Origin of the sequence: Lysinibacillus sphaericus, assembly GCF_002982115.1 — a bacterium.
In the GTDB taxonomy this organism is placed as follows: domain Bacteria; phylum Bacillota; class Bacilli; order Bacillales_A; family Planococcaceae; genus Lysinibacillus; species Lysinibacillus sphaericus.
Window position 1 is genome coordinate 3,260,495 of sequence record NZ_CP019980.1, and the last position, 23,502, is coordinate 3,283,996.

22 protein-coding genes and 1 riboswitch are annotated in these 23,502 nt (G+C 37.4%); of the genes, 10 read left to right on the forward strand and 12 right to left on the reverse strand.

Translation table 11 applies throughout. From position 1 onward, the window contains the following. Window positions 1-48: 48 nt before the first annotated feature. Both LS41612_RS16240 and rpoN read right to left on the reverse strand, forming a co-directional pair. Window positions 49-1,464 (reverse strand): amino acid permease, encoded by a 1,416-nt coding sequence (locus tag LS41612_RS16240; RefSeq protein ID WP_024361413.1) that lies wholly within the window; start codon window positions 1,462-1,464, stop codon window positions 49-51. 278 nt (window positions 1,465-1,742) lie between these two features. Further along, window positions 1,743-3,080, reverse strand: a complete 1,338-nt coding sequence (rpoN, locus tag LS41612_RS16245; protein WP_024361414.1) for an RNA polymerase factor sigma-54 — start codon at window positions 3,078-3,080, stop codon at window positions 1,743-1,745. A gap of 266 nt (window positions 3,081-3,346) precedes the next feature. Between rpoN and LS41612_RS16250 the strand changes: the two genes are divergently transcribed. From LS41612_RS16250 to LS41612_RS16270, 5 genes are all read left to right on the forward strand, one after another. Further along, window positions 3,347-4,501: an acyl-CoA dehydrogenase family protein gene (locus LS41612_RS16250; protein ID WP_024361415.1), complete on the forward strand. Its 1,155-nt coding sequence runs from the start codon at window positions 3,347-3,349 to the stop codon at window positions 4,499-4,501. Between the two features lie 5 nt (window positions 4,502-4,506). Then, window positions 4,507-5,574 (forward strand): acyl-CoA dehydrogenase family protein, encoded by a 1,068-nt coding sequence (locus LS41612_RS16255; RefSeq protein ID WP_233433850.1) that lies wholly within the window; start codon window positions 4,507-4,509, stop codon window positions 5,572-5,574. 87 nt (window positions 5,575-5,661) lie between these two features. Continuing rightward, on the forward strand, window positions 5,662-6,468 hold the full coding sequence (locus LS41612_RS16260) for an enoyl-CoA hydratase/isomerase family protein (RefSeq protein WP_024361417.1): 807 nt from the start codon (window positions 5,662-5,664) through the stop codon (window positions 6,466-6,468). A 20-nt stretch (window positions 6,469-6,488) separates the two neighbouring features. Then, window positions 6,489-7,631: a CaiB/BaiF CoA transferase family protein gene (locus tag LS41612_RS16265; RefSeq protein ID WP_024361418.1), complete on the forward strand. Its 1,143-nt coding sequence runs from the start codon at window positions 6,489-6,491 to the stop codon at window positions 7,629-7,631. 101 nt (window positions 7,632-7,732) lie between these two features. Continuing rightward, entirely contained in the window at window positions 7,733-8,500 is a 768-nt protein-coding gene (locus LS41612_RS16270; protein WP_024361419.1) for an IclR family transcriptional regulator, read from the forward strand. A gap of 43 nt (window positions 8,501-8,543) precedes the next feature. Here LS41612_RS16270 and LS41612_RS16275 read toward each other — a convergent pair whose 3' ends face one another. Genes LS41612_RS16275 through LS41612_RS16290 form a run of 4 tightly spaced genes read right to left on the reverse strand, consistent with a single transcriptional unit; the run spans window position 8,544 to window position 12,062 of the window. After that, window positions 8,544-9,107: a 5' nucleotidase, NT5C type gene (locus LS41612_RS16275; protein WP_024361420.1), complete on the reverse strand. Its 564-nt coding sequence runs from the start codon at window positions 9,105-9,107 to the stop codon at window positions 8,544-8,546. 16 nt (window positions 9,108-9,123) lie between these two features. Then, window positions 9,124-10,209, reverse strand: coding sequence for an FAD-dependent monooxygenase (locus LS41612_RS16280; protein ID WP_024361421.1), 1,086 nt, complete (start codon window positions 10,207-10,209; stop codon window positions 9,124-9,126). Further along, window positions 10,206-11,315 carry a bifunctional diaminohydroxyphosphoribosylaminopyrimidine deaminase/5-amino-6-(5-phosphoribosylamino)uracil reductase RibD gene (gene ribD, locus LS41612_RS16285; protein WP_024361422.1) on the reverse strand — a complete coding sequence of 370 codons (1,110 nt, stop codon included), beginning with the start codon at window positions 11,313-11,315 and terminating at the stop codon, window positions 10,206-10,208. The genes LS41612_RS16280 and ribD overlap by 4 nt, the downstream gene beginning before the upstream one ends. A gap of 15 nt (window positions 11,316-11,330) precedes the next feature. Then, window positions 11,331-12,062 carry a GTP cyclohydrolase II gene (locus tag LS41612_RS16290; RefSeq protein ID WP_024361423.1) on the reverse strand — a complete coding sequence of 244 codons (732 nt, stop codon included), beginning with the start codon at window positions 12,060-12,062 and terminating at the stop codon, window positions 11,331-11,333. Between the two features lie 273 nt (window positions 12,063-12,335). Between LS41612_RS16290 and LS41612_RS16295 the strand changes: the two genes are divergently transcribed. The 4 genes from LS41612_RS16295 to LS41612_RS16310 all read left to right on the forward strand — a co-directional run bounded on the left by LS41612_RS16295 (window position 12,336) and on the right by LS41612_RS16310 (window position 16,232). Then, a complete protein-coding gene (locus LS41612_RS16295) occupies window positions 12,336-12,971 on the forward strand; it encodes a TrkA C-terminal domain-containing protein (RefSeq protein WP_024361424.1) in 636 nt (211 codons plus the stop codon). A 255-nt stretch (window positions 12,972-13,226) separates the two neighbouring features. Beyond that, window positions 13,227-14,426, forward strand: coding sequence for a quaternary amine ABC transporter ATP-binding protein (locus tag LS41612_RS16300; protein ID WP_024361425.1), 1,200 nt, complete (start codon window positions 13,227-13,229; stop codon window positions 14,424-14,426). After that, window positions 14,419-15,273: an ABC transporter permease gene (locus LS41612_RS16305; RefSeq protein WP_024361426.1), complete on the forward strand. Its 855-nt coding sequence runs from the start codon at window positions 14,419-14,421 to the stop codon at window positions 15,271-15,273. The genes LS41612_RS16300 and LS41612_RS16305 overlap by 8 nt, the downstream gene beginning before the upstream one ends. Before the next feature lie 86 nt (window positions 15,274-15,359). Next, window positions 15,360-16,232 (forward strand): glycine betaine ABC transporter substrate-binding protein, encoded by an 873-nt coding sequence (locus tag LS41612_RS16310; protein WP_024361427.1) that lies wholly within the window; start codon window positions 15,360-15,362, stop codon window positions 16,230-16,232. Window positions 16,233-16,370: 138 nt separating this feature from the next. Here LS41612_RS16310 and LS41612_RS16315 read toward each other — a convergent pair whose 3' ends face one another. The 6 genes from LS41612_RS16315 to LS41612_RS16340 all read right to left on the reverse strand — a co-directional run bounded on the left by LS41612_RS16315 (window position 16,371) and on the right by LS41612_RS16340 (window position 21,105). Beyond that, window positions 16,371-16,685 carry a DMT family transporter gene (locus LS41612_RS16315; protein ID WP_024361428.1) on the reverse strand — a complete coding sequence of 105 codons (315 nt, stop codon included), beginning with the start codon at window positions 16,683-16,685 and terminating at the stop codon, window positions 16,371-16,373. After that, a complete protein-coding gene (locus tag LS41612_RS16320) occupies window positions 16,685-17,026 on the reverse strand; it encodes a DMT family transporter (RefSeq protein WP_024361429.1) in 342 nt (113 codons plus the stop codon). The genes LS41612_RS16315 and LS41612_RS16320 overlap by 1 nt, the downstream gene beginning before the upstream one ends. Before the next feature lie 62 nt (window positions 17,027-17,088). Then, a riboswitch (guanidine-I (ykkC/yxkD leader) is annotated at window positions 17,089-17,186 on the reverse strand. Between the two features lie 32 nt (window positions 17,187-17,218). After that, window positions 17,219-18,364 (reverse strand): PstS family phosphate ABC transporter substrate-binding protein, encoded by a 1,146-nt coding sequence (locus tag LS41612_RS16325; protein ID WP_024361430.1) that lies wholly within the window; start codon window positions 18,362-18,364, stop codon window positions 17,219-17,221. Window positions 18,365-18,848: 484 nt separating this feature from the next. Further along, a complete protein-coding gene (locus tag LS41612_RS16330) occupies window positions 18,849-19,289 on the reverse strand; it encodes a cell wall hydrolase (RefSeq protein WP_024361431.1) in 441 nt (146 codons plus the stop codon). A 72-nt stretch (window positions 19,290-19,361) separates the two neighbouring features. Next, window positions 19,362-20,156, reverse strand: a complete 795-nt coding sequence (locus LS41612_RS16335; RefSeq protein ID WP_024361432.1) for a GNAT family N-acetyltransferase — start codon at window positions 20,154-20,156, stop codon at window positions 19,362-19,364. A gap of 85 nt (window positions 20,157-20,241) precedes the next feature. Continuing rightward, window positions 20,242-21,105 (reverse strand): phosphotransferase family protein, encoded by an 864-nt coding sequence (locus LS41612_RS16340; protein ID WP_024361433.1) that lies wholly within the window; start codon window positions 21,103-21,105, stop codon window positions 20,242-20,244. 472 nt (window positions 21,106-21,577) lie between these two features. On the opposite strand from LS41612_RS16340, the gene LS41612_RS16345 reads away from it, so the two are divergent. Further along, window positions 21,578-23,257, forward strand: a complete 1,680-nt coding sequence (locus LS41612_RS16345) for a methyl-accepting chemotaxis protein (RefSeq protein ID WP_024361434.1) — start codon at window positions 21,578-21,580, stop codon at window positions 23,255-23,257. Window positions 23,258-23,502 lie beyond the last annotated feature (245 nt).

Genomic DNA, 23,502 nt, shown 5'->3' on the forward strand with positions numbered 1-23,502 from the left:
TCTCATCGTATAGTTCCCTCACACTCGTCATAGCCTCGTAGTAATATTCTACTCTGAAGCTAACTTATCCTCTAATTGCTCTGCTGGTTTAGTTGAAAGTTTTCGCATGATGACAAATAGCACAATTGACACAATCAATACTAATGTACTTAAGTAAAACTGCGTACGCAACGATTCAATTAACACTTGGCATAAATAGACAATCGTTAAAACACCAATCGTAACATACGATAAGTATGGAAATAACCACATCCTAATCGATAATGGCTCGCCCGAAACTTGATCATAATACCGTCGAAATCGTATTTGTGAAATAGCGATAAAAATATAAACAGCAATCATTAATCCTCCAACACAATTACCTAAAAAATAAAAAATTACTTCTGGGGAAATAAAATAGAGCATGGCACAAATATATGCAACTAAGGTACTTCCAATAATAGCTGGTACTGGTGCACCGCGGCGATTTCGTATTTGTGAGAAGATTTTTGGTGCATCTCCTTGACGTGACATTTCAAGTAACATGCGTGAACTTGTATAAAGTGCTGAATTAAGCACCGAAATTAATGAAATAAATATAACGATTTGAATAATTTGAGCTGCAATTGGAAGTCCAGCCATCGTTAAAATATTGGCATAGGGTGCTGCTAAAAACGTTGAATCATTCCACGGGATAATCATGACCATAATAGCTACTGAGCCGACAAAAAATAATCCGAGACGGAATACGACATTGCGAATAGCACGAACAATATTTTTTGCTGGATTTTCAGACTCTGCCGCAGCAATCGCTGCAACTTCAGCACCGCAAATAGAAAATATAACAAACACAATTGCGGTAAATATTGGAACAACTCCATTTGGTGCAAAGCCACCAAATGCTGTTAAAATCCCTAATCCTTTAGGCTCATAATTAGGCCATATACCGAAAATCATTGCTGTTCCAACTACTAAAAAGATAATGATTGCCGTAACTTTAATAAATGATAGCCAATATTCAAATTCACCGAATGATTTCACCGAATAAATATTAATAATGGTCATTAACAATGTAATGCCTACACTTCCAACCCAAATCGGTATAAATGGAAACCAGTTATGCAGCATACCCCCGATTAATGCAGCTTCTAGTCCAACAATGAATACCCAGCTAGCCCAATAAAGCCAGCCAACTGTAAAACCTGCCCATGGCCCAATATACTTTCCTGCATAAGATGCAAATGAGCCTAACTCCCCCGATTGACCAGACTTCTCTCCTAATGCGATTTCCCCAGCCGCCATTTCACCAACCATTTGCATAATTAAGACAATGAGCAAACACGCAATTGCATAGGATATGACTGCTGCTGGACCGGTACTTAAAATGTTTTTTCCGGTTCCAACAAAAAGCCCGGTTCCAATTACCCCACCAATGGAAATCATTGTAATATGTCGTGTTTTCAGTGATTTTTGCAAAGCTCCCATTAAACCACCCCTTAGTGTTTTGATATAGACATTTACTAGCCCCTTTCTCTAATGCATGTCTTCTGTTTAATGAGCAAGTTCTATGCCAAACACTACAAAAAACTTTAAATTTATAAAATTCTGTTAAATAAGTTTGTAGTTTACTAGCTTCTTATCTCGCTTCATCCTTTTATGGTGGACACAGCTTATCAAGATGACGCGGTACGAATTGCTTTTGCACAATGCACAATTAAAATTTTGATGCACATTTGCATCATCGATTTATTTTTTACATCACATTACCCATACGCTCGATTATATGAACTTAAAATATTTAATTCCTCTCGATACTTTGCAACAGTTCTTCTTGAAATTTGAATTCCTTCTTCACATAAAATATTTGTCAATTGCTGGTCTGCTAAAGGATTTCGTTTATCCTCGGTTTCAATCAACTTTTGTAAGCGCTTTTTAATGTACATAATCGAATCCATTTTTCCGGAAGAATTCAGCAAGCCCTTTGTAAACAAAGATTGTAATGCATAAATGCCTTTTGGCGTTTGAATATACTTCCCTCGAATAGCACGACTAATGGTCGATTCATGTACAGCTAACAAGTCAGCAAGATCTTTTAAACGCATAGGTTTTATCGCTTCTAACCCCTTCGTAAAGAAATTTTCCTGCTGTTGCAATAATAATCTAGTTAACTCATAAAGCGTCTTATCTCGCTGTTCAATTCCTTGCAATAGAGCTAATGCATCTTTCATGGAATCTCGGTAGTACGTTTGATAATTTGGATCATTTTTTAACAGCGCAACATAACTTTCATCAATCGATACGATAGGTAAGTGGTGACGAGTTAACTGAATCACCCATTCTCCAGCAATTGCTTTCACTTCGATATCTGGCATCACATAGGGAATCGATTCTAATTTATCCCCCATCATGATCGGTTTCAATTTTTTTATATAGTGAACCGTTTCGATGACATCTTGTAAAGGCATCTTATATTTTTTACTCAACTGTTTAATCGCTTGCGTTGCAACTAACTCTAAATCCGAACGAATAAAGGTCGAAGCCATTTGCGGCGCAAACTGATCATTATCCAATTGGATAAGTAAAAATTCTTGGTAACTTCGTGCGCCTACGCCAATCGGCTCAAAAGTTTGTAATAAATCTAAAATTGCCTCTACATGCGAATAACTAGTTTGAAACTTGTCTGCTACAATCTCTAACTCTACGTCCAAAAATAAGCGATTATCCAACGATTGGATTAAAAATTTTAAAATTCGTAAATCAATAGAAGATAAATTTTGATGCATCGGCACTTGCTCTAAAAGGAATTGTTCATAATTTTCTTTTTCAGCAAGCTTCATCTCAATCATATTAAATTGGTTACTGCTAGACCTATCATAGGATGATGAAAAATGATGAACAGAACAATTTGCTAATTGCATAATCTCCTCATATTGCGTTTTTTCTTTTGCGTCGTTGACTACTAATAGTGGATTTTCTGTTGCCCTTTCATAAATGTATTGCTCTAGCTCAGTCGCCGAATATTGCAATATTTCTAAATGCTGGACTAACTGTGCTGATAATATTTGTGTGACCTTTTGAGAAGTTTTAATCGTCATTTGCATCTTCCCACACCCCCAAAACAGAATTTTTCTACATAGTAACATGTTTTTTCTGTTTTTTTACACTTTTTCGTAAATTAAATACTTTTTACTATTTGTAAGGCTTATCGCTAAAAGCTATCTACTAATTTATATATGCTGTAGCCAGTTTTCACTTACGGAATTTTCTAATTATTCTAAAAAACATTTGACTTATTTACATAACGAATCATAAAATACACATATAATGTAATTGTTATCACAATGCGGTAAAAAGGAGGAGTTATTATATGTTTCAATTACCAACAGTGCAATTTACAGAAGCGCAAGAACAATTCCGTTTAGAAGTTCGAGCATTTCTACACGAAGAACTAGCAAAAGGAACCTTCGTGCCGAAATGTGATTCTTGGTTAAGTGGAGATAACCCTGAATTTTCTAAATTGATAGGTCAAAAAGGCTGGATTGGTATCACCTGGCCAAAAAAATATGGCGGTCAAGAGCGCAGTACTATTGATCGTTATATTTTAACGGAGGAATTTTTAGCTATAGGTGCGCCGGTTGCAGCACATTGGTTTGCTGATCGACAAACAGGACCACTACTTTTGCGTTATGGCACAGAACAACAGCGTGCATTTTTCCTACCGCAAATTGTGAAAGGTGAATGCTACTTCGGCATTGGGTTAAGTGAACCAAATAGTGGTTCAGATTTGGCTTCTGTCAGTACACGTGCTGAAAAAGTAGAAGGCGGCTGGATCGTAAACGGTCAAAAAATATGGACGAGTAATGCGCATCTATGTCACTACATGGTGACTTTAGTTCGAACGAGCCCATATGATGGCAAACATAAACATGCGGGATTAAGCCAACTAATCGTCGATTTACAAGCGGATGGAATTACAGTAGTCCCAATCAAATTTTTAACAGGTGAACATCATTACAATGAAGTATTCTTTGATAATGTCTTTGTTCCTGACAATATGGTTGTCGGTGAAATTGGCAATGGTTGGGTTCAAGGTTTAGCAGAGCTAGCATTTGAACGCAGTGGCCCAGAGCGTATTTTAAGCACGTTCCCTTTAATCGATGAACTCATTCAAGAATTAAAAAGACAAAATAACATTGAAGGGTTAAAACAAGCATCTAAAGTTGTCGCACGCCTCTGGAGCTTACGCAATTTATCAATTGGTGTAGCCCAGCTTTTAGCAACTGGAAACGGCGATGAAGTCTCTATTCCCGCTGCTCTTGTAAAAGCGCTTGGCACCAAATTTGAACAAAGCATACCAGAAATTACTCGTTTATTAGTGCAAACCTACCCTACACTTGACGCGCAACGTAAAATCGACCGTTTAATGGCAGAGTCTATTTTACATGCACCAGGTTTTACAATTCGAGGAGGCACTTCAGAAGTACTTTATGGCATAGTAGCGAAAGGAGTTGTCGCACAGTGAGTGAAATGAAAGAAATGATTCTTGAAGTAGTAGAACGAATGCTAAAAGAAAATGTTAGTAAAGATTTAGTTGATATTGTCGAGCAAGGCAAGTGGGCATCGGATATCTGGAATTTGTTCGTGGAAAACGGTATGACGGCTGTCGCCATTTGTGAAGAAAGTGGCGGTGCCGGTGGCGATTTAGAAGATTTATTAAATATTGTTCGTTTAACAGGAAAATATGCAGCTCCGATCCCATTTACAGAAACAACATTAGCAAACTACTTATTAGCATATACTAACCTACAAGTAATGGATGATTTGGCAACCTATGCGCTAGCTGAAACGCCGAGCTTTACACTTGAAAACGACAAACTAACGGGCACAGCACAACATATTCCTTGGGCGCGCCATACAAAGCAATTAGTAACACTTGCACACAGCACAAAAGGTATCCATTTAGTTGCAATTGACTTAAACCAAGCGGCTATTTCAACGGATAAAAACTTAGCTGGTGAGCCACGTGATACGGTAACATTCCAAAACGCCAATGTTTGCCAACAATCTACTGTCTTAACTTCTAAACAAATTCAGACTATGACAGCCATTGCAACAGCCTTTCAACTAGCAATGATAACGGGCGCTATTGAAAAAATAAATGACTTAACCGTGCACTATACAAAAGAGCGTGAGCAATTTGGTCGTCCTCTCCATCGCTTCCAGCTTGTTCAGCAACATATTGTGAACTTAGCAGGTGAAACAGCGTTAGCTTTAGCAGCATTTAATAATGTGACTGTTGCCCTCGATGCACAAAGCCCTCTGAGTGAAGTGGCCTATGCACGAATTCGTTTTGAAGAAATGATTCAAACGGTAGCGACCATTTCCCACCAAGTGCATGCTGCAATTGGTACGACACACGAACATAGCTTACAACAGTATACACGTAGGCTTTGGTCATGGCGTGATGAAGGCGCAAGCACTTTTTATTGGACTGATTTGGTGGCAACTCAATTACTAGAACATAGCGGTGACAGCTTATGGGCTTATATGACGTCATTCACTAACAATTCACTACTGCTCAAAGCTCAGAGCTAAAAACTATACTTTGTTAGTTGAAGTAAGCAGTGCAATGCTTCAGCACAAGCCAGACAAAATACCAATTATGTAAAGGGAGAGATGAACATGGCAGATTTATTATTTGATGTTAAAGACCATATTGCCACAATTACGTTAAATCGACCGGAGGCGTATAATGCGTTTAGCGAGGAAATGATTGCAGAATGGATTACAGCGCTTGAAACCGTACGTGATTCAGATGATATTCGTGTGGTTATCGTGAAAGGAAATGGCAAATCATTCTGTGCAGGTGGCGATATTAAGGCGATGCAAGCTGGAGAAGGTTTTTTCAAAAGTGAGGATGATATTTCTTCGACTGGCTTAGCACGAAAAAATTCGCTATGGAAAAAGATTCAACGTATTCCATTGCTGCTTGAAGAAATTGATAAGCCAGTAATTGCACAAGTGCACGGTTTCGCAATGGGTGCCGGTCTTGATATGGCTTTAATGTGTGATATTCGGATAACGGCAAAATCAACAAAAATCTCAGAGAGCTACATAAACGTAGCAATCGTTCCTGGTGATGGTGGCGCCTACTATTTACCAAAGCTTATCGGCATCGATCAGGCACTGGACATGTTTTGGACTGCGCGTGTTTTAACAGCTGAAGAAGCGAAAGCGAAAGGCATCGTTACCTTTGTCGTAGAAGATGAGGCACTCGAAGAATACACATTACAGTATGCACAAGAACTAGCAAGTCGCCCAACAACAACAGTACAATTCATTAAACGTGCGGTCTATCAAAGCCAACGCATGGATTTACGCACAGCACTCGATTACATTTCTTCTCAAATGGCGATTGTAACAGAACTAGAAGATTTTAAAGAAGGTGTAACAGCCGTCTTAGAAAAACGTAAAGCAGTATACAAATAACGTTTGTGGGAGGAAACCATATGCAACCTCTTAATAATATTCGGGTGTTAGATTTATCACGTGTCTATGCCGCTCCTGCCGGCTCCATGTTGCTAGCTGATTTAGGTGCTGAAGTTATACGTGTAGAGCATCCCGATGGCTCTGATAGTATGCGTGACTGGGGTCCATTTTTAAATGAACAAAGCACCTATTATTTATGTGCCAATCGCAATAAAAAATCGATAACATTAGATTTAAAAACAGATGAGGACAAGGAAAAATTTAAAGAGCTAGTAAAGGATGCAGATATTATTCTTGAAAACTTTAAAACTGGTGATATGGAGCGGATGGGGCTAAGCTATGAGGAATTAAAAAAAATAAATCCGCAACTCATCTATTGCGCGGTGACCGGCTTTGGTCAAACAGGTCCCCTCGCCTACGAACCAGGGTTTGATCCGGTCATACAGGCGATGAGTGGATTAATGCATGTAACAGGTGCAACGGATGGTGAGGCGACAAGAGTCGGTGTCCCAATTGCAGATATTTTAACTTCCCATTATGTCGTCATCAGTATTTTATCTGCATTACGAATGCGAGATATAACGAATAACGGGCAGTTTATTGATTTAGCATTATTGGATGTTCAAATGAGTAGCTTAGCAAATGTTGCGAGTGCCTATTTAAATACAGGATTTGCTTCTGAACGTTTAGGAAATCGGCATAATAACGTAGCGCCCTATCAAGTATTTAACTGCGCAGACGGTCCTTTAATGATATGTGTTGGTACTGATGGGCAGTTTCAAAAATTTTGCACAATGCTTGAACGTCAAGAGTGGGCAACCGACGCACGTTTTATAACAAACACGATGCGAAAGCAACATGAAGTAGAACTGGTACAACTCATTTCGGACATTACAATAACTAAAACGCGTGATGAATGGATTGCGTTATTACAACAATATAAAATACCCGGAGGTCGTGTGAATTCCATTGCGGAAGCACTTGAACAACCACAAGTTATGGCACGTGACATGATTGGAGAAATCGAACACAAAAAATATGGCAAAATAAAATTCGTCAAAAACCCGTTGCAGTTTTCAAATTTAAATATTCAATATAAATTAGCTCCACCTATACTTGGGGAACATACAAATGAATTCCAAAAATCGTCTCTACCGAAATAAATTTACGCTATAATAGTAATAATTTTATCATCATACAACCCTCATGAAGATAAAGGTTATAGCCGATAAGCGAAAGTAAATTTATGTAAGTAGGTGACGAGATGAATCAAGAAACTTTCGAAAAAAACTATACAATGTCATCGTTGCACAAAGCGATTAAAGTATTAAAAGCATTTACAAAAGAAGAACCTAACCTCTCTTTAACAGAGTTGAGTAAAAAAACAGGTATTAGCATCTCCAGTTTACAACGTTTTGTTTCTACCTTTGTGTATGAAGGATTTCTTCATAAAGATGAGGGAACAAAACGCTACCAATTAGGTCATTCACTGCTCTATTTAGGAAACCTAGTCAAACAAGAGTCCAGTCTAATTATTGTTGCAGAGCCTATTTTAAAAAAGCTCAATGAAGATATGGGTGAAAGTGTCTCGATGAATATTATCGACGGCTTAGAAAGGCGCTGTATAGTAAACTATGATTCTACCTACCCTCTATCAACGAAAATGTATGTAGGTGACACCTCCCCACTTTATGCAGGTGCATCTTCTAAAACATTACTCGCATTTATGCCAAATGTTGAAGATTATGTAGAACATATCACACTTGAACCAATTACCGATAAGACGATTTGTTCCAAAGAACAGCTATTAAACGAATTACAGCAAATTCGCGCGCAACGTTTTGCCATAAGTAATAGTGAGCGGGTGCGCGGCGCCTGTTCTGTATCAGCCCCAATATTAAATGCTTCGCATCAAATTATCGCTTCCGTCACACTCGTTATACCGGAAGTCCGTTACAATGATTACGATGAAAATCATTTAATTGCAACGATTCTAAAAGTCGCTGCAAATATTGAAAAACAACTGTTTTAAAACAAAAAGGAATGGTACAACGAAACCCGTTATACCATTCCTTTTAATCATTCATTTTGCTTAAAAACTCATGCCAATGATGCATTCGAGGTAAATTCACATACTGGTTGTAAGATTGGTTTTTTAATATCACTTTTGTGTGGATGTCTTGTAGTGTTTCTAATACAGCTGGTTTATCATCTACATAAACATCTAATACAAGTTTTTTAATAATGTTCACTTTCTCCGCGTCTTGCATACCACAATAGAAATGCCCCTCTTCCACAGGAAAACCTTGAGCCTTCATCCATTGTTGCGTTTGCTGACAATATTGCTTCGGACGTGACGTAATATAATAAATTTCATGCCCCTCTTGATGTAATGTTTGTAGCGTTTCAAGGGCCATTTCAAAAATTGGACAATCCGTAAAGTATATTTCCTCTAAAGAACTATTCCACATTGCGGCGCCTTCTGCATCTGTTAAGCCAAAGGGCTCATGAATCTCCACTCTTTCTAAAGCATGAAAGGCTTCCAGTGTGATATCTTTACCTAGTTTTTTATTATAAAGTGAAAAAGCATGTGCCCGTAAATTGATCAATGTGTCATCTATATCAAAACCAAATTTCATCTATGTTTTCTTCCTCTCAAGATGCCCTATCGATGAAGTGAAAGGCAAAAGTCTGTTCTTTTTCAATTTGCTGCGCTAATACTTCTTCAATCGCCTGTGCTCGCATTTGTTGAAAATCTTGCACATTAAATTGACTAATTGTCTCTTTGTTTAGTAAGGATGCAAGACAATCTGCATCTTTTAGCGCGCTATTTAAGCCGAATGCGCCAGTAGGTGTCATGGTATGAACAGCATCACCTAACAGAACAAGTCCTGCTGTACCCCAACAATCGCAATGACTACTAAATACATCGAGTAACACAAAGTCCTGCCATGATTGAATATAGTGTGTAACAATATCATCTAGCTGTGGAAAGGCCTCAATTAGCTTGTGAACAAACGGTGTAAATGGCTGCTTTCTCAGCTGCGCAAAATTTCCTTGTTCAATATTCCAACCAATTTGAATAAAGCCCCCAGTCTGGGAGAATAGCGACAATTGTTTTTCATCAATTAATGCCATTTTAATAGCTGGCTCCCAATCTTGAGGAGCTGGAATTTTCGCCCACAGTAAATCAAAACCATGTTTCTGTTTTTGGCTGGCAATATGGGCTCGCTTTCGAATAGTCGAGTATCGACCATCCGCTCCTATAATAAGCTGACTTTTGATTTCAATTGTTTCATCGTCTTTCCTAGCCACAACACCGATATATCGCCCTGAAGTATCCATCAAAAGTGTTGTCACTTTAGTATGCAAGAAACACTTAAAGTTTTGAAAGTGAACTGTTTGTTGAAGTATTCCCTTAAGCAAATGAGCTTGAGGCACATGAATACCTAAATGCCCTATAATGGCATCTGGAACAATCGTTTTAATGACTTCGCCCTTCGCATAATATTCTAATTTCTCCATTCGTAATAAACCAAGTGCTTCAACCGCTTCAAAAAGAAAATGCTTTTTGAGAACCGCCTCACCTTCTTCGTTTAAATGCTCACCACGAAATGCCTGCCCAAGCGTTGCGTTTTGTTCCAATAGTATGACGGATAGACCCTTTTTAACTAGCAAATGCGCAAGAAGTGCACCAGCTGGTCCAGCTCCGACAATACAAACATCCGCATGATAATTCACTTTCCTTCACCTTTTTTCGGATAAGCAATAATGCGTAAATCTTGCCCTAACTTATTAAATGAATCAAATTCAACATCCCATGCTTCATCCATCGTTGCTGCATTGTAACCAGCGATTGGTGTTAATGATAGACGACCACCTAAAACTTTAGGCGCTACATAGATGATATATTTATTGATGGCAGCACTTTGTAAAAATGAGGCATTAATTGCGCTACCACCCTCCACTAAAATATCTGTAATACCAAGTACATAAAGTTTCTCTAACATATCATCAATATGCAATCCTTCATTATCTCTTCGCACAGGGAGGACCGTAACACCTTTTGCCTCAAAAGTGCTAATTTGCTCTTGTTTGACTTCCTCACTGCAGACAATAATCGTTTGCGCTTCTTCTACATTTAATACATTTGCATGTGCTGGTGTACGAAGATAGCTATCCATAATAATTCGTATAGGATTCTTGCCTTGTCGATTATTTAATCGCGTCGTTAAAGATGGATTATCAGCAATCACTGTTCCAACGCCGACTAATATGGCGTCTACTTCATGACGAATATGGTGCACATCTTCCCGAGCTTCTGCACCCGTTACCCATTTGGAATGCCCTGTATGCGCTGCAATTTTGCCATCCAATGTCATAGCATATTTTGAAATAACGAATGGACGTTTAGTAAGCATATTGTGTATAAAACGTTCGTTTAAACGTCGAGATTGTTCTTCTAGTACACCTACCTCCACCTCAATGCCTGCATCACGTAGCAATTGTATACCTTTGCCCGCTACAGCTGGATTCGGGTCCTGCATCGCTACTACAACTCGACTCACTTCAGATTCTTTAACTAAATTCGCACAAGGTGGCGTTTTACCAAAATGTGAGCAAGGCTCAAGCGTAACATAAAGAGTAGCACCTTTAGCGTGCTCTCCCGCCATACGAAAGGCATGCACTTCCGCATGAGGCTCCCCGGCTTTACGATGCAAACCAGTGCCTACAATAACACCATCTTTTACAATAACAGCACCTACAAGAGGATTTGGGTTCGTATTCCCTCTTGCACTCGCCGCCAAATCTAATGCCAATTGCATATATTTTTCATCTGTCGTCATCTTTACACCCTCCACTTACTTCATGTCACGGATATGACCAGATTTTTCAACTTTTGTATCTAAATAAAAGCGGTTTGTCTCTGTTACCCCACCCCATAACGGGATATGTCCATTTGCTGTTAAACCGTGCATCTGTAAAGCGGCTAGCTTTTTCGGATTGTTCGTAATTAGTGTTACAGGTTTTGAACGAAGAGCCGTTAAAACCGTAATCGCCTCTTCATAAGAGCGCGTATCATCTTGGAAGCCAAGTGCATGATTCGCTTCTACTGTATCTAAACCTTCTTCTTGTAGTAAATACGCAAGCGATTTTGAGAATAATCCGATGCCACGCCCTTCATGGTCTGCTAAATAGAAAATCGCACCGCAACCATGCTCTACAATCATTTTCATCGATTCATGCAACTGGTAGCCACAGTCACAGCGTTGGCTTCCAAAGATATCACCTGTATGACAGATGCTGTGCATACGAATTAAAACATCTTCCTCATTTGCAAAATCCCCATAAACAAGTACAGATGATTGCTGAGAAAATGCTAAATTTGCTGTTGCTAGCCCATCAATTATTTCTTCTTTTGATAGATTACTATCAATTTTTAACCAGTTATACCATTGGAATGTCGCTGAAAATTCACCTTGCTTAACAGGTAATTTCACAGGACCTACAAGACAAATATTTTCAGTTTCTGAATGCTTTACAATTGTCATTTTGTCCTTCACTATATCCACTACTTTAGTAGTAATTGTCATATTTATCGCCAACTTTCTATGTTAAACATTTAGGTTATATTTACTAACTGAACATTTCATTATATTTAACTTACTTAACGTAACTTAGTTTATAATAATAACTTAAAACTGTCAAACAACAGCTCTTTTCTACTAAAATATCATATTTGAATAGAAAGCTGTTAAATGATGCTTAGAACCTATACTAATAGCTTATGGAGATGCTATTTTTTCTGTGCAGGCTAGTCTATAATAAGCGAAGGTAGGTTTGTTATGACGAAAGGAAGTTTAAGCATGAACTTAGAAAAAAATGTTCAAGTAAAGCAACCAAAATACCAGCAAATAGCGGTAGACCTTGCTTCAAAAATTGTAGAAAAAAAATATCAAATTGGCGATAAAATTTATGCAAGATCTTCATTGGCTAGCCAATACAATGTATCGGCTGAAACGGCAAGAAGAGCGATAGCCGTGTTGCAAGATTTAGAAATTGTCGAAGCATCCAAAGGTAGCGGTGTCATCATTAAATCGTATGAAATGGCGGCGCGCTTTGTCCGACAGTTCCAAGATGTTCAATCTGTTCATGAACTACAAAATGAACTGTTGATCAGTATTCAAAAACAACAACAGGAATTGTTGTATTTACAAGAAAAAACAAAACAACTAATTAGTCGCACTGAACATTTCCGTTCCGTTAATCCTTTTATTCCATATCAAATTGAAATGACAGCTGATAGCCCGTGTATTCATCACACATTGCAAGAATTAAATTTTTGGCAAAATACATCTAGCACGATTGTTGGTATCCGTCGTGGCAATGAATTATTACTTTCACCAGGACCATATGCTTCAATTGAAGAAGGAGATATTATTTACTTTATCGGCAATGATGAAAGCTTAGGCCGCGTGCAGAGCTTTTTATATCCAAATTAAAATCCGCATAAGCGCTGATATAACAGCGTTTATGCGGATTTTTTCTCATTTATCGATTTGACAAAAGTAACAACTCTTTGTTAACGTTAAGTTGTTACTTGTTCATTTTTGGTTTTCATTATCCTCAAATAGTTTCAAATAAAACAATTCGCCCACAGATTTGTTTTTAAAGTAACTACATTCTCCCTCTACTAATTGAGGTTGTATCTCACTGTATATTTGTAAGTGGGATTAGTTTTTGAAAGGAGCGGTTCTATGGAAAAAATAAAAGTAGAACATGTTTCTAAAGTTTTTGGTAAGCATATTCCTCAAGCTTTAGAACTCGTCAAACAACAAAAAAGCAAGACAGATATTTTAAAAGAAACAGGTGCAACGGTTGGTGTTTATGATGCTAGCTTTACCGTCAATGAAGGAGAAATTTTCGTCATTATGGGCTTATCTGGTAGCGGGAAATCAACACTTATTCGACTGTTGAATCGTCTTATCGAACCAACGAGTGGCAATATTTATATTGATGGCGAAAATATTTCTAAAATGGGAAAAGAAAGCTTACGAACCGCTAGAAGAAGCAAAATGAGTATGGTTTTTCAAAACTTCGGTTTATTCCCTCACCGTACACTTCTACAAAATACCGAGTATGGTCTTGAAATACGAGGTATCTCTAAAGAAGAGCGCAAAGCTAAAGCAGAACAAGCTTTAGCAAACGCAGGCTTACTTGCCTATAAAGATCAATATCCAAACCAACTATCTGGCGGGATGCAACAACGTGTTGGCTTAGCACGCGCACTCGCAAACGATCCAGAAATTTTATTAATGGATGAAGCATTTTCTGCTCTCGATCCTTTGATTCGGAAAGAAATGCAGGATGAATTACTCGATTTACAACGAACATTGAAAAAAACAATTTTATTTATTACCCATGATTTAAATGAGGCACTACGCATTGGTGACCGTATAGCCATAATGAAGGACGGTTCTATTATTCAAATTGGGACTGGTGAAGAAATTTTAACGAATCCAGCAAATGAATATGTAAAAACATTTGTTGAAGATGTCGATCGCTCTAAAGTATTAACAGCTGAAAACGTAATGGTTCGACCAGTATATGTCAACGTTGACCTTGATGGACCTACAGTTGCACTGAAAAGAATGCGTCAAGAAGCTGTTAGTTTACTAATTGCTGTTGACAAAAACAGACATTTGAAAGGATTTATTACTGCTGATGATGCACTAGCGGCTGCTAAAAAACAGGAACAAACAGTACATTCGATTGTTCAATCCGAAATGTTAACCGTTCCTCCAGATATGCTTTTACAGGATATTTTAGGCATGATTCATAACTCCCCTACTCCTATTGCAGTTGTGAAAGACGAACGTTTACTTGGTGTTCTTATCCGTGGCGTGGTTATCGAAGCACTTTCAACATGCACTGAGGAGGACGTAACACATGAATAATTTTTTAGACAATATTCCAACCTTACCACTTGCCCCATGGGTAGAATCAGCCATGGACTGGTTGACGAGTAATTTTTCAGCATTCTTCGATGTGATACAAAAATACGGAAAACTACTCATGAACCAGGTCACGGATTTATTAATTAGCATTCCCGCTATTATTCTTATTTTACTTGTCGTTATTTTAGCATTTTTCGCTGTAGGCAAAAAATTGGGGCTTGCAAGCTTTACACTAATAGGTCTGTTATTTATTTACAATCAAGGTTTATGGGATCACTTGATGGAAACGACAACACTCGTATTATTCTCTAGTATCATTTCTATCATCATCGGTATCCCACTTGGTATTTTAATGTCCAAGTCAAGCGTTGCTGAAAATATTATTAAACCAATTCTTGACTTTATGCAAACGATGCCTGGCTTCGTATATTTAATCCCCGCAGTTGCCTTTTTCGGCATTGGCATTGTACCTGGTGTATTTGCATCCGTTATTTTTGCATTGCCCCCTACTGTACGTATGACAAATTTAGGAATTAGACAAGTACCAAAAGAATTAGTAGAAGCTGCTGATTCATACGGCAGTACCGCAGCACAAAAATTATTTAAAGTAGAAATTCCACTTGCCAAATCAACCATTATGGCCGGTATTAACCAAACGGTTATGTTATCTCTATCAATGGTTGTTATCGCGTCGATGATTGGGGCACCAGGACTTGGTCGTGAAGTATTAACAGCATTGCAACGTACACAAGTCGGTAATGGATTTGTTGCTGGTTTAGGACTCGTGATTTTCGCGATTATTATCGATCGCTTAACTCAAAGCTTTAATCGAAAAAAAGAGCTGTAATAGCGCATTTTAGCATTATATCAGCAAGTTACAATCGCATTATGTCACTAAAATGCTAAATACGTAGAGAAGAAAGGAAGATTTGAATGAAACTAAAAACATTATCAAAATTAGGGATGGCTCTAGGGCTAAGCTTTTTACTAGCCGCTTGTAACGAAGGTGATACCACTAAAAAAGAAGATGCAAAAGATGTTAATTTAGCCTACGTTGAATGGGATACTGAAATCGCTTCGACAAACGTTGTCGGTCAAGTTTTAGAAGATTTAGGGTATGATGTTACTTTAACTCCGCTTGATAACGCTATTATGTGGGAAGCTGTTTCTAAAGGGGAAGCAGATGGCATGGTCGCTGCATGGTTGCCACATACACATGGATCACAATATGAAAAATATAAAAGTGACTTAGATGAACTTGGCGAAAACTTAGCAGGTGCGAAAATTGGTTTAGTCGTACCAAGTTACATGGATGCTAATTCTATTGAAGATTTAACAAATGAAGCAGACCATACAATTACAGGCATCGAGCCAGGTGCTGGAATTACGGCAGCAACTGAAAAAGCGTTAGAAGAATATGATAATCTTTCTGATTGGAACTTCTTAACTTCATCTTCAGGAGCGATGACAACAGCACTGTCGAAAGCAATTAAAAATAAAGAAGAAATTATCGTTACAGGTTGGTCTCCTCACTGGAAATTTGCCAAATATGATCTGAAGTATTTAGAAGATCCAAAAGGTGTTTATGGCGGAGAAGAAACGATTAATACATTTGTTCGCAAAGGTTTAAAAGAAGACCACCCCGATGTTTATACTGTTTTAGATAACTTCCACTGGACATCAGAAGATTTAGAATCTGTTATGCTAAATATTTTAAATGGCGATGACCCAAAAGATGCAGCAAAACAATGGATTAAAGATAACCCAGAAAAAGTTGCTGAATGGACGAAAGATATAAAAAAATAACGAAAAAGAACGCTGCATACAGTCCTTTAAGGGCTAAAAAACCCACCTTACTCTCTGCTGGCACATTCCAGCAAGAGTCTAGGTGGATTTTTACTTTACAATGAAATTGTTTAAAATTGTTTGGGTGACTGGCACTACTTAAGATAACAATTTTAAACAAATCGCAGCTCCTAAAACGAGCACAATACAGACGATTCTTCGCCAATCTTTCGATTCATTAAAGAACAACATGCCTAGTATAGCTCCCCCTGCTGCCCCAATTCCCGTCCAAATGGCATAGGTTGTTCCCATCGGCAAGGTTTCCATGGCATAGGCAAGCCCTAAAAAACTAACCGTAAATACGGCAATTAATAAGACTAGGTTTTTTATATTTTTCACTTCATTGTACTTACTAATCATAAAAACACCCATCATTTCACAAAGTCCAGCGATGACTAATGCTACCCACGCCATTATCCCTTCACCTCTTTCTCTTTTAGCTCACCCGTCACAAGCTTCAAGCCTACAACACCTGCGAGTAAAACGACAATACACAAAATTTTTGCTAGTTTCCACGGCTCTCCAAACAGCAGACTATCAGCACATACCGTACCTGCTGTCCCCAAACCTACAAACACTGCATAAACCGTGCCAACAGGTAAACGCTCTCCAGCCTTAATTAATAAATAGAAACTAATAAAAATAGCAATTGCTGTTCCTAGCCATTCTAGAGTACTATTAGCATGCTTTAAGCCAATAACCCAGCCAACTTCAAAAAAAGCCGCTACAAAGACACTAATCCATTGTTTGTTCATTTTAAATCCCTCCATTTTCGACAAATAAAAAAAAGCCTACAGAAACACTGTTTTTCAACAGTATCTCCCAGGCTTTTATCCTTCCGTGTCACAAAATATATTTTGTGGTTTTCTCTCGGACCAGACTAGCTAGCGCTACGGAACCCTAGAAAACTATCATATCGAATTGTTACCATCATTATAGCCAATAAGCTAATCATTTTCAACTGGCACATAACCAACCTTTTCAACTAATGCCTGTCCTTCAGGCGACACAATCCAATCAATAAACTTTTTAACATTTGGATTATCCGTCCCAGCAGTTACTGCGTAAAATTCGGATATTAGTGGATATGTACCATTGCGAATATTTTCCTTTGTCGGCTCAATACCATCAATGGACAGTAATTGTATTTCATTATTCCCAACCATTTCTGTCGAGTAATATCTAAACGTATAACCAATTGCATTTTTATAATTGCGATATTGAGAAACTTCATGGATTATGCCACCCATGCCAGTTGCTACATTTTCTGCAGGTGCTTCCATTATAGGTGTATCGCCCATAATTTTTTCTAACGTCGTCTGACTACCACTATCAGCTGGTCGTTGGAATGCGCGAATAGAGTCATTATCGCCACCAACTTCGTGCCAATTTGTAATTTGACCTGCATAAATTTGCTTCAGCTGTTCAAGTGAAAGATTTTCAACGCGATTTTTATGATGCACAAAAAAAACAAAAGCCTCACGCCCAATCGGGGTCATAGCAAATGTCAGCCCATTTATTTCCGCGACTTTTACTTGTGAATCTGATGGGGCTGCTGCAAAAATCACATCTACATCACCAGCAATTAAATTTTGATAAGCTTCAGGCGTTCGACTTACTTTCACCTCGCTATCATAGTATGGATAGCTTTTGTTCGGATAGGTAGCCTCTACAAAGGCTGCATATAACGGGTACATCGCCGTTGCTCCATCTATACGCGGAAGTGGCTCTTCCAAGTGTAAGGACGCGTCTTGACTATTTTTCACAACCTTATTGTGTACTGTAAAAGGTTCATAGGCAGATACATCGATTTCAGCATCAACAGTAGCCATATTCATTTTATAATAGTACTGAATCGGTGCTACAGAAGCAATAAGCAGAGCTACACCAATAATCGTGGCGAACAATGTTTTGCGCTTTTTTGTCGTAAACCAGTCAAAAATCATACACGTAATAAATAAAAAGAGGCTAATTGATAACACAAAAAGAAGATTTAAAAAATGGATATCTCCATTTAGTACTAAAGTCAAAGCAATTATTCCTGTGAAAAATAACAAAACTATAAACACTAGTATCGATTGTATAACCCTCATTGCCGTTACCTCCTTATTCTTAAAAGTGTAAATTTACACCACTACTATTTACCTTATAAGATTTCCTTTTAAAACGCAACCATTAGTTAAGAAAATATTGGTAACAGACCATAAAAATTGAAGCATATAAAAAAGGATGGGACATAACTAAAAAAATTTAAGGAACAGAACAAAGGTGTTCATAAATTTTTGCTATATGGAAAACTACCACACTTAGCTATTCTTGCTTTTGCAATAAATAAAAAATTAGAAGGGTTCGCTAGTTGTTGGTAGCGGAGGCGGTGACTCCTGCTCAGAATGCACACATCGTAAGACGCTGGCATTTTGCGCGTTAGCGAAGGTTTTCGGCTTACGTGTGTGCCCTCGGAAAGCACCGCCGAAGCGGACAATAACGGCGCAGCAAAAAAGTGTTAGATTGACAATCAATCTAACACTTTTTCTCTTTTGTCCCAGCTTCTAATCGTTACTATAGCAACTGTACTGCCTATCCAATATAAACTCCATCACATGTGTCAGGTGCTGGTTCATAAAAACAATGGTTTTTAAACTGTCCTGCAAATGGTTGACCGTACCATGTAGGTGGGCACGGCGCGTACGGATTAAAGTACCAGAGTGCGTATTTCCCTGGGTGCTCTCGCCAATAATCTAAATTTTGTTTAGCTAATCTTTTCTCCGTTTCTCTTGCTCTTTGATAGAACATATTTCCTTTTTGAACTGCTTCAAATGAATAATTTCCGCCTTGGACTTGATAAATAACATCTTCAATTGATCTTAAATCTTTAAAGTCTAAACAATTGGAAACTAGCCGATTGACAATCACATTGCCAACATACAACATCCCTTGTTTCCCTTCACCTACAGCTTCTGCTCTCATCATCCTCGCCATTAAGTCAATGTCTGCATCACGATATTTTACTCTTGGCAATTCATTCACCCCAAAGTTAGTGTATGACTACAAAACGATAAATGTGTCATATGAAGACGAAGAAAAATACTTTTAACACGGACCATTAGCATCGTGTCTAATTTTAAAGTAAACGCTATAGGGCCGCGGATTTATAAAACCCAATTTAGTCCCTAAATTAATTGAAGCTTGATTATCAATATCACAGTCCCAACGAGGTTGAATATGAGCGGCTAAGCAATCATCGATAAATTGTTCCGCAACGATACTTGCTAATCCTTTTCCTCTATAATGGGAATCTGTCGCAATATCTATTTCAGCAAATTTTGTAGATTTAAAAATTGATACGCTTGCGCTAATAATTTGCTCATTATCCTTGACACAAAATCCTATTCCATTTTGGATAAAATTATCCGTTGAATCCCAATATGTATCGTAATATTTGTGGTCAAACTCCAAACAATGTTGGATATCCGCCTGCCCAATTTTAGCTACGTCATATTCGCTTTTATCACTGTTTTTTCTTTTTTTATACGTCTGTGCGTCAAATGAAAAAGCATAACGCTGGACTTTGCCTACCTGCTGCTTCAGATATTTTTCAATTTCACGATCCCACGCTGCACTAGGTGAAAATAATGTAAAGCGCTTTCCTTGCTCTACAGATGCATCAAAAATTTTTACGAGGTGCTGAAGGAATCGTTCATCTAATACCTGTCCGGCAACATAATTTAATCCTGAATCCGTTGCGATTAGCAATGTCTTGTAATCAACAGCATCTGCATAAACCGTTCCTTTAATCATCGAATCCAATATGCTAAATACAAACGTTGGTGCTTCATTAAGTTTCGTTTTAATCAACTGAAAATGGTCTTTTGATACTATAATCATATGACTATACCTCTTTATTTTATCTTCTTTTCAAGTCCTAAAGTAAATAAGACATATTTGTTCCGTTATTTTACGTGACTACCCATTATTTTAGCAATTTTTCCAAAATAACTAAATTCCGTTCCAAAAACACAGCATTTTTCTCAAGTCCACGGCGTTTACACCATCCGATACTATTGAAAGCATCTGTAAATCGATAAAAAGGCAATACCACATCTAAATCGATTAATGGCCTAATACTGTTGTATCCTTCTTGATAAGCTTGAAATAATGTAATATCCCGACTTAAAAAATCTCGATATAGTTTTGTAAAATCTATTTCGGTGGAACCAAATCGGACAGATTCAAAATCGATTGTACCTAATACTTTATTAGCATCCACAATAATATTCGCTGGCCGAAAATCCATATGGATCAAACTTGGTCCATCAGGCGATGGGAGCTGTTGTTTCATTTTTTCAAAATGAGCCATGGCGTGATTGTATAAACAAACATCTACCACATCTTTAACATCTTCTGCAAAACTATAAAACTGGCGTTCCACAAAATTAGACCAACTAGCAAACTCATTATCAATGCCGATTAATTTGTGCAAAACAGGAGGTTGGACGGAATGGATGGATGCGTGCAAGACCCCTACTTGATAAGCTACTGTTGGTGGAGCTTCAAATGTTAACGGTTTACCTTTTAATTCGGATAATAAAAATGCTCCTGTACAGGCTTCATCACCAGCCCAACAATCCAGCATGTCTGGTATAGCTACCCTTCCTTTTAATAGCTCATACGCTTCTAACTCTCGTTGATATTTTAATTTTGAAAAAGGTATCTTCACAAAAACATTTTCCTTATTACGTAGTGCACATTTAACAACTGTTGAACTATTGGAATCTTCCACCTCACTGACTAATACAGCATCTAATCCAAAATGTTTAAGAACACGATCTACCATCTATATGAACCTCCATTTTATAAATTTCATTGTTGAATCGTTCATCACTTGCATAAATGAAAATTTTACCATTTTATATTATCTAGAATATTTGATGATTATGCAAATGCCTTAAAGATGAGAACATAAACTGCAATATTCCTACACAAAAAACATTGCGTAGAATAGTTTTAAGTTAAAGGAATTTCTTTATTTCCATATTGCATTTCAACTAAAAATGTTTTGATTATTTTTAACGTACGTAAACAAACAATTGTATGCTCCTACAGTACAAAGAGCCTAACGTTATATCTATTGTTATAATAAAAAAATTTATTTAGGTAGTTAATGTTTTCTTAATCATCTTATTGACGAATTAATAACTATTCTATAAAATTAATTTCGTGGCAAAAATTACCTAATAAAAGACCTGACTCAGCCATTAGTATTACATTCTTAAAAAGATTTTTTTTCAAGAAAAGAGGAAACCTTAGTGAAAAGCATCAAACATAAATTATTAGGCGTATTTTTAATTATCATCCTATTAATTACAGCTTTATGCGTATATAACTTCAAGTCCGTTGTGAAATTCAATCACGATACCGACGCTATAATAAAAGAAGATTTACCATTGTTAATCGCTGATGAAGAATTAGCCTTTAATATTGCCCAACGAATCGCGTTAGCACGTGGATACATATTGTATAATGACCCTTCCTATAAAGAGGCATTTCTTCAATATACGGAGGAAAGTAAAGCATTACAAAATCAAGTCCTTCAAGAAACAAATTCTGAAGAAGCAAAGCAACTTATTGATAAAAGTATAGAATGGCGTAAAACAATTACTGAAGAAGTGTTTGTAGCGTTTGATAAAGGGAATAAGGAACAAGCCCTTGCCATTATGGCCAACAAAGTGCAGCCCCTAGGTAGGGACTTGATGTCTGGTTTTAAAGAGATTGCTGATAAAAGAAAAGACATCATTCTTAGCGAAGGTAATGATGTAATGGATACAGGAACAAGCATTAAAAATGCCAGTTTAATGATGTCTATTATTATCATTATGGTTGCCATTATTTTAGCAATAGTAACAGCGAGAATTATTTCAACGCCAATTAAAAAGGTTGTTGACCGTATGTTACAAATTGCGGACGGAAACTTACAATCTACCAATCTTGTCACGAAGGCAAAAGACGAAACAGCCCAATTAATTGAAGCTACGAATACAATGAATAGTAATTTGAAAAATGTTATTACCAATATTATTAACGCAAGTGACAATGTAAAAGAGCAAAGTAAAGGGCTTTCCGCTTCTGCCAATGAAGTGAAGGAAGGTAGCTTACAAATTGCAATCACTATGGAAGCATTAGCTTCAGGTTCTCAAGAACAAGCGCAAAACTGTGCCAATCTCGGTGAAACACTTTCCGACTTTATAGAAAAAATTAAATTATCAAATGAAGAAGGGATACAAGTAAGAACCCTTACTGAAAAAGTAAAAACAGCTACAATCAGTGGCAATAAACTGATGTCAATATCCGAGAGTAATATGCATAATATAGAAGATTTAGTGGAAGATTCCGTTACGAAGGTGAAAGAATTAGATCAAAAAACTGCCAAAATTAATGACATCATCTCTGTTATTACGAGTATTTCAGAACAAACCAATTTATTAGCGCTAAATGCCGCAATCGAAGCAGCAAGAGCAGGTGAACATGGAAAAGGCTTTGCTGTAGTTGCAGACGAAGTAAGAAAGCTTGCTGAAGAAGTAAAATTTAGTGTTAATGACATTACAAGTATTGTTAACGATGTGCAGCTAGAATCTGCCGAAGTTGCATCATCATTAGAATTCGGCTATAAAACGATCCAAAACGGAACATCCCAAATAAAAGAAACCGCAAAAACGTTTAATTTAATTGCGGAGCTGATTGAAAACATGTCAACAAAAGTTGGTTTTATTTCGAATGAACTTGAAAGTTTTGTAGATAAAGGACAAATACTTAACATGTCAGTTACTTCAATCGCAAGCGTGTCAGAAGAATCTGCTGCTGGTGTAGAAGAAACAACTGCTTCGACTGAAGAAATAGCCACTCTAATGGAACAAATATTAGCCAGCGCTCAAATGCTAGCTGACCAATCTGAACAATTAAACAACATCACCAAAAAATTTACAGTCTAATGAGGATAAGATGTGTACTGAAGTCATTACAGTACACATCTTTTTTTAGTTTAGTATGAACGTATGGCGATTCTCATGGTTTTTGTGGCGATTTCTTATGACTTAGTGGCGATTCCCCCCATTTTAGTGGCGTTTCGCAGTTTCATTTTATCCACCTCCCATTAACTTTTGTATTTAACATCTATACGTTTCTACATATAACAAAGTTTTAAAATTTATCCACTATTAACCACACATACCTTACC

Coding starts and splice junctions, on each gene's coding strand:
- LS41612_RS16240 (WP_024361413.1), bottom strand. CDS start 1,464: ATGGGAGCTTTGCAAAAATCACTGAAAACACGACATATTACAATGATT.
- rpoN (WP_024361414.1), bottom strand. CDS start 3,080: ATGCAAATGACGATTAAAACTTCTCAAAAGGTCACACAAATATTATCA.
- LS41612_RS16250 (WP_024361415.1), top strand. CDS start 3,347: ATGTTTCAATTACCAACAGTGCAATTTACAGAAGCGCAAGAACAATTC.
- LS41612_RS16255 (WP_233433850.1), top strand. CDS start 4,507: ATGAAAGAAATGATTCTTGAAGTAGTAGAACGAATGCTAAAAGAAAAT.
- LS41612_RS16260 (WP_024361417.1), top strand. CDS start 5,662: ATGGCAGATTTATTATTTGATGTTAAAGACCATATTGCCACAATTACG.
- LS41612_RS16265 (WP_024361418.1), top strand. CDS start 6,489: ATGCAACCTCTTAATAATATTCGGGTGTTAGATTTATCACGTGTCTAT.
- LS41612_RS16270 (WP_024361419.1), top strand. CDS start 7,733: ATGAATCAAGAAACTTTCGAAAAAAACTATACAATGTCATCGTTGCAC.
- LS41612_RS16275 (WP_024361420.1), bottom strand. CDS start 9,107: ATGAAATTTGGTTTTGATATAGATGACACATTGATCAATTTACGGGCA.
- ribD (WP_024361422.1), bottom strand. CDS start 11,315: ATGACGACAGATGAAAAATATATGCAATTGGCATTAGATTTGGCGGCG.
- LS41612_RS16290 (WP_024361423.1), bottom strand. CDS start 12,062: ATGACAATTACTACTAAAGTAGTGGATATAGTGAAGGACAAAATGACA.
- LS41612_RS16295 (WP_024361424.1), top strand. CDS start 12,336: ATGAACTTAGAAAAAAATGTTCAAGTAAAGCAACCAAAATACCAGCAA.
- LS41612_RS16300 (WP_024361425.1), top strand. CDS start 13,227: ATGGAAAAAATAAAAGTAGAACATGTTTCTAAAGTTTTTGGTAAGCAT.
- LS41612_RS16305 (WP_024361426.1), top strand. CDS start 14,419: ATGAATAATTTTTTAGACAATATTCCAACCTTACCACTTGCCCCATGG.
- LS41612_RS16310 (WP_024361427.1), top strand. CDS start 15,360: ATGAAACTAAAAACATTATCAAAATTAGGGATGGCTCTAGGGCTAAGC.
- LS41612_RS16315 (WP_024361428.1), bottom strand. CDS start 16,685: ATGGCGTGGGTAGCATTAGTCATCGCTGGACTTTGTGAAATGATGGGT.
- LS41612_RS16320 (WP_024361429.1), bottom strand. CDS start 17,026: ATGAACAAACAATGGATTAGTGTCTTTGTAGCGGCTTTTTTTGAAGTT.
- LS41612_RS16325 (WP_024361430.1), bottom strand. CDS start 18,364: ATGAGGGTTATACAATCGATACTAGTGTTTATAGTTTTGTTATTTTTC.
- LS41612_RS16335 (WP_024361432.1), bottom strand. CDS start 20,156: ATGATTATAGTATCAAAAGACCATTTTCAGTTGATTAAAACGAAACTT.
- LS41612_RS16340 (WP_024361433.1), bottom strand. CDS start 21,105: ATGGTAGATCGTGTTCTTAAACATTTTGGATTAGATGCTGTATTAGTC.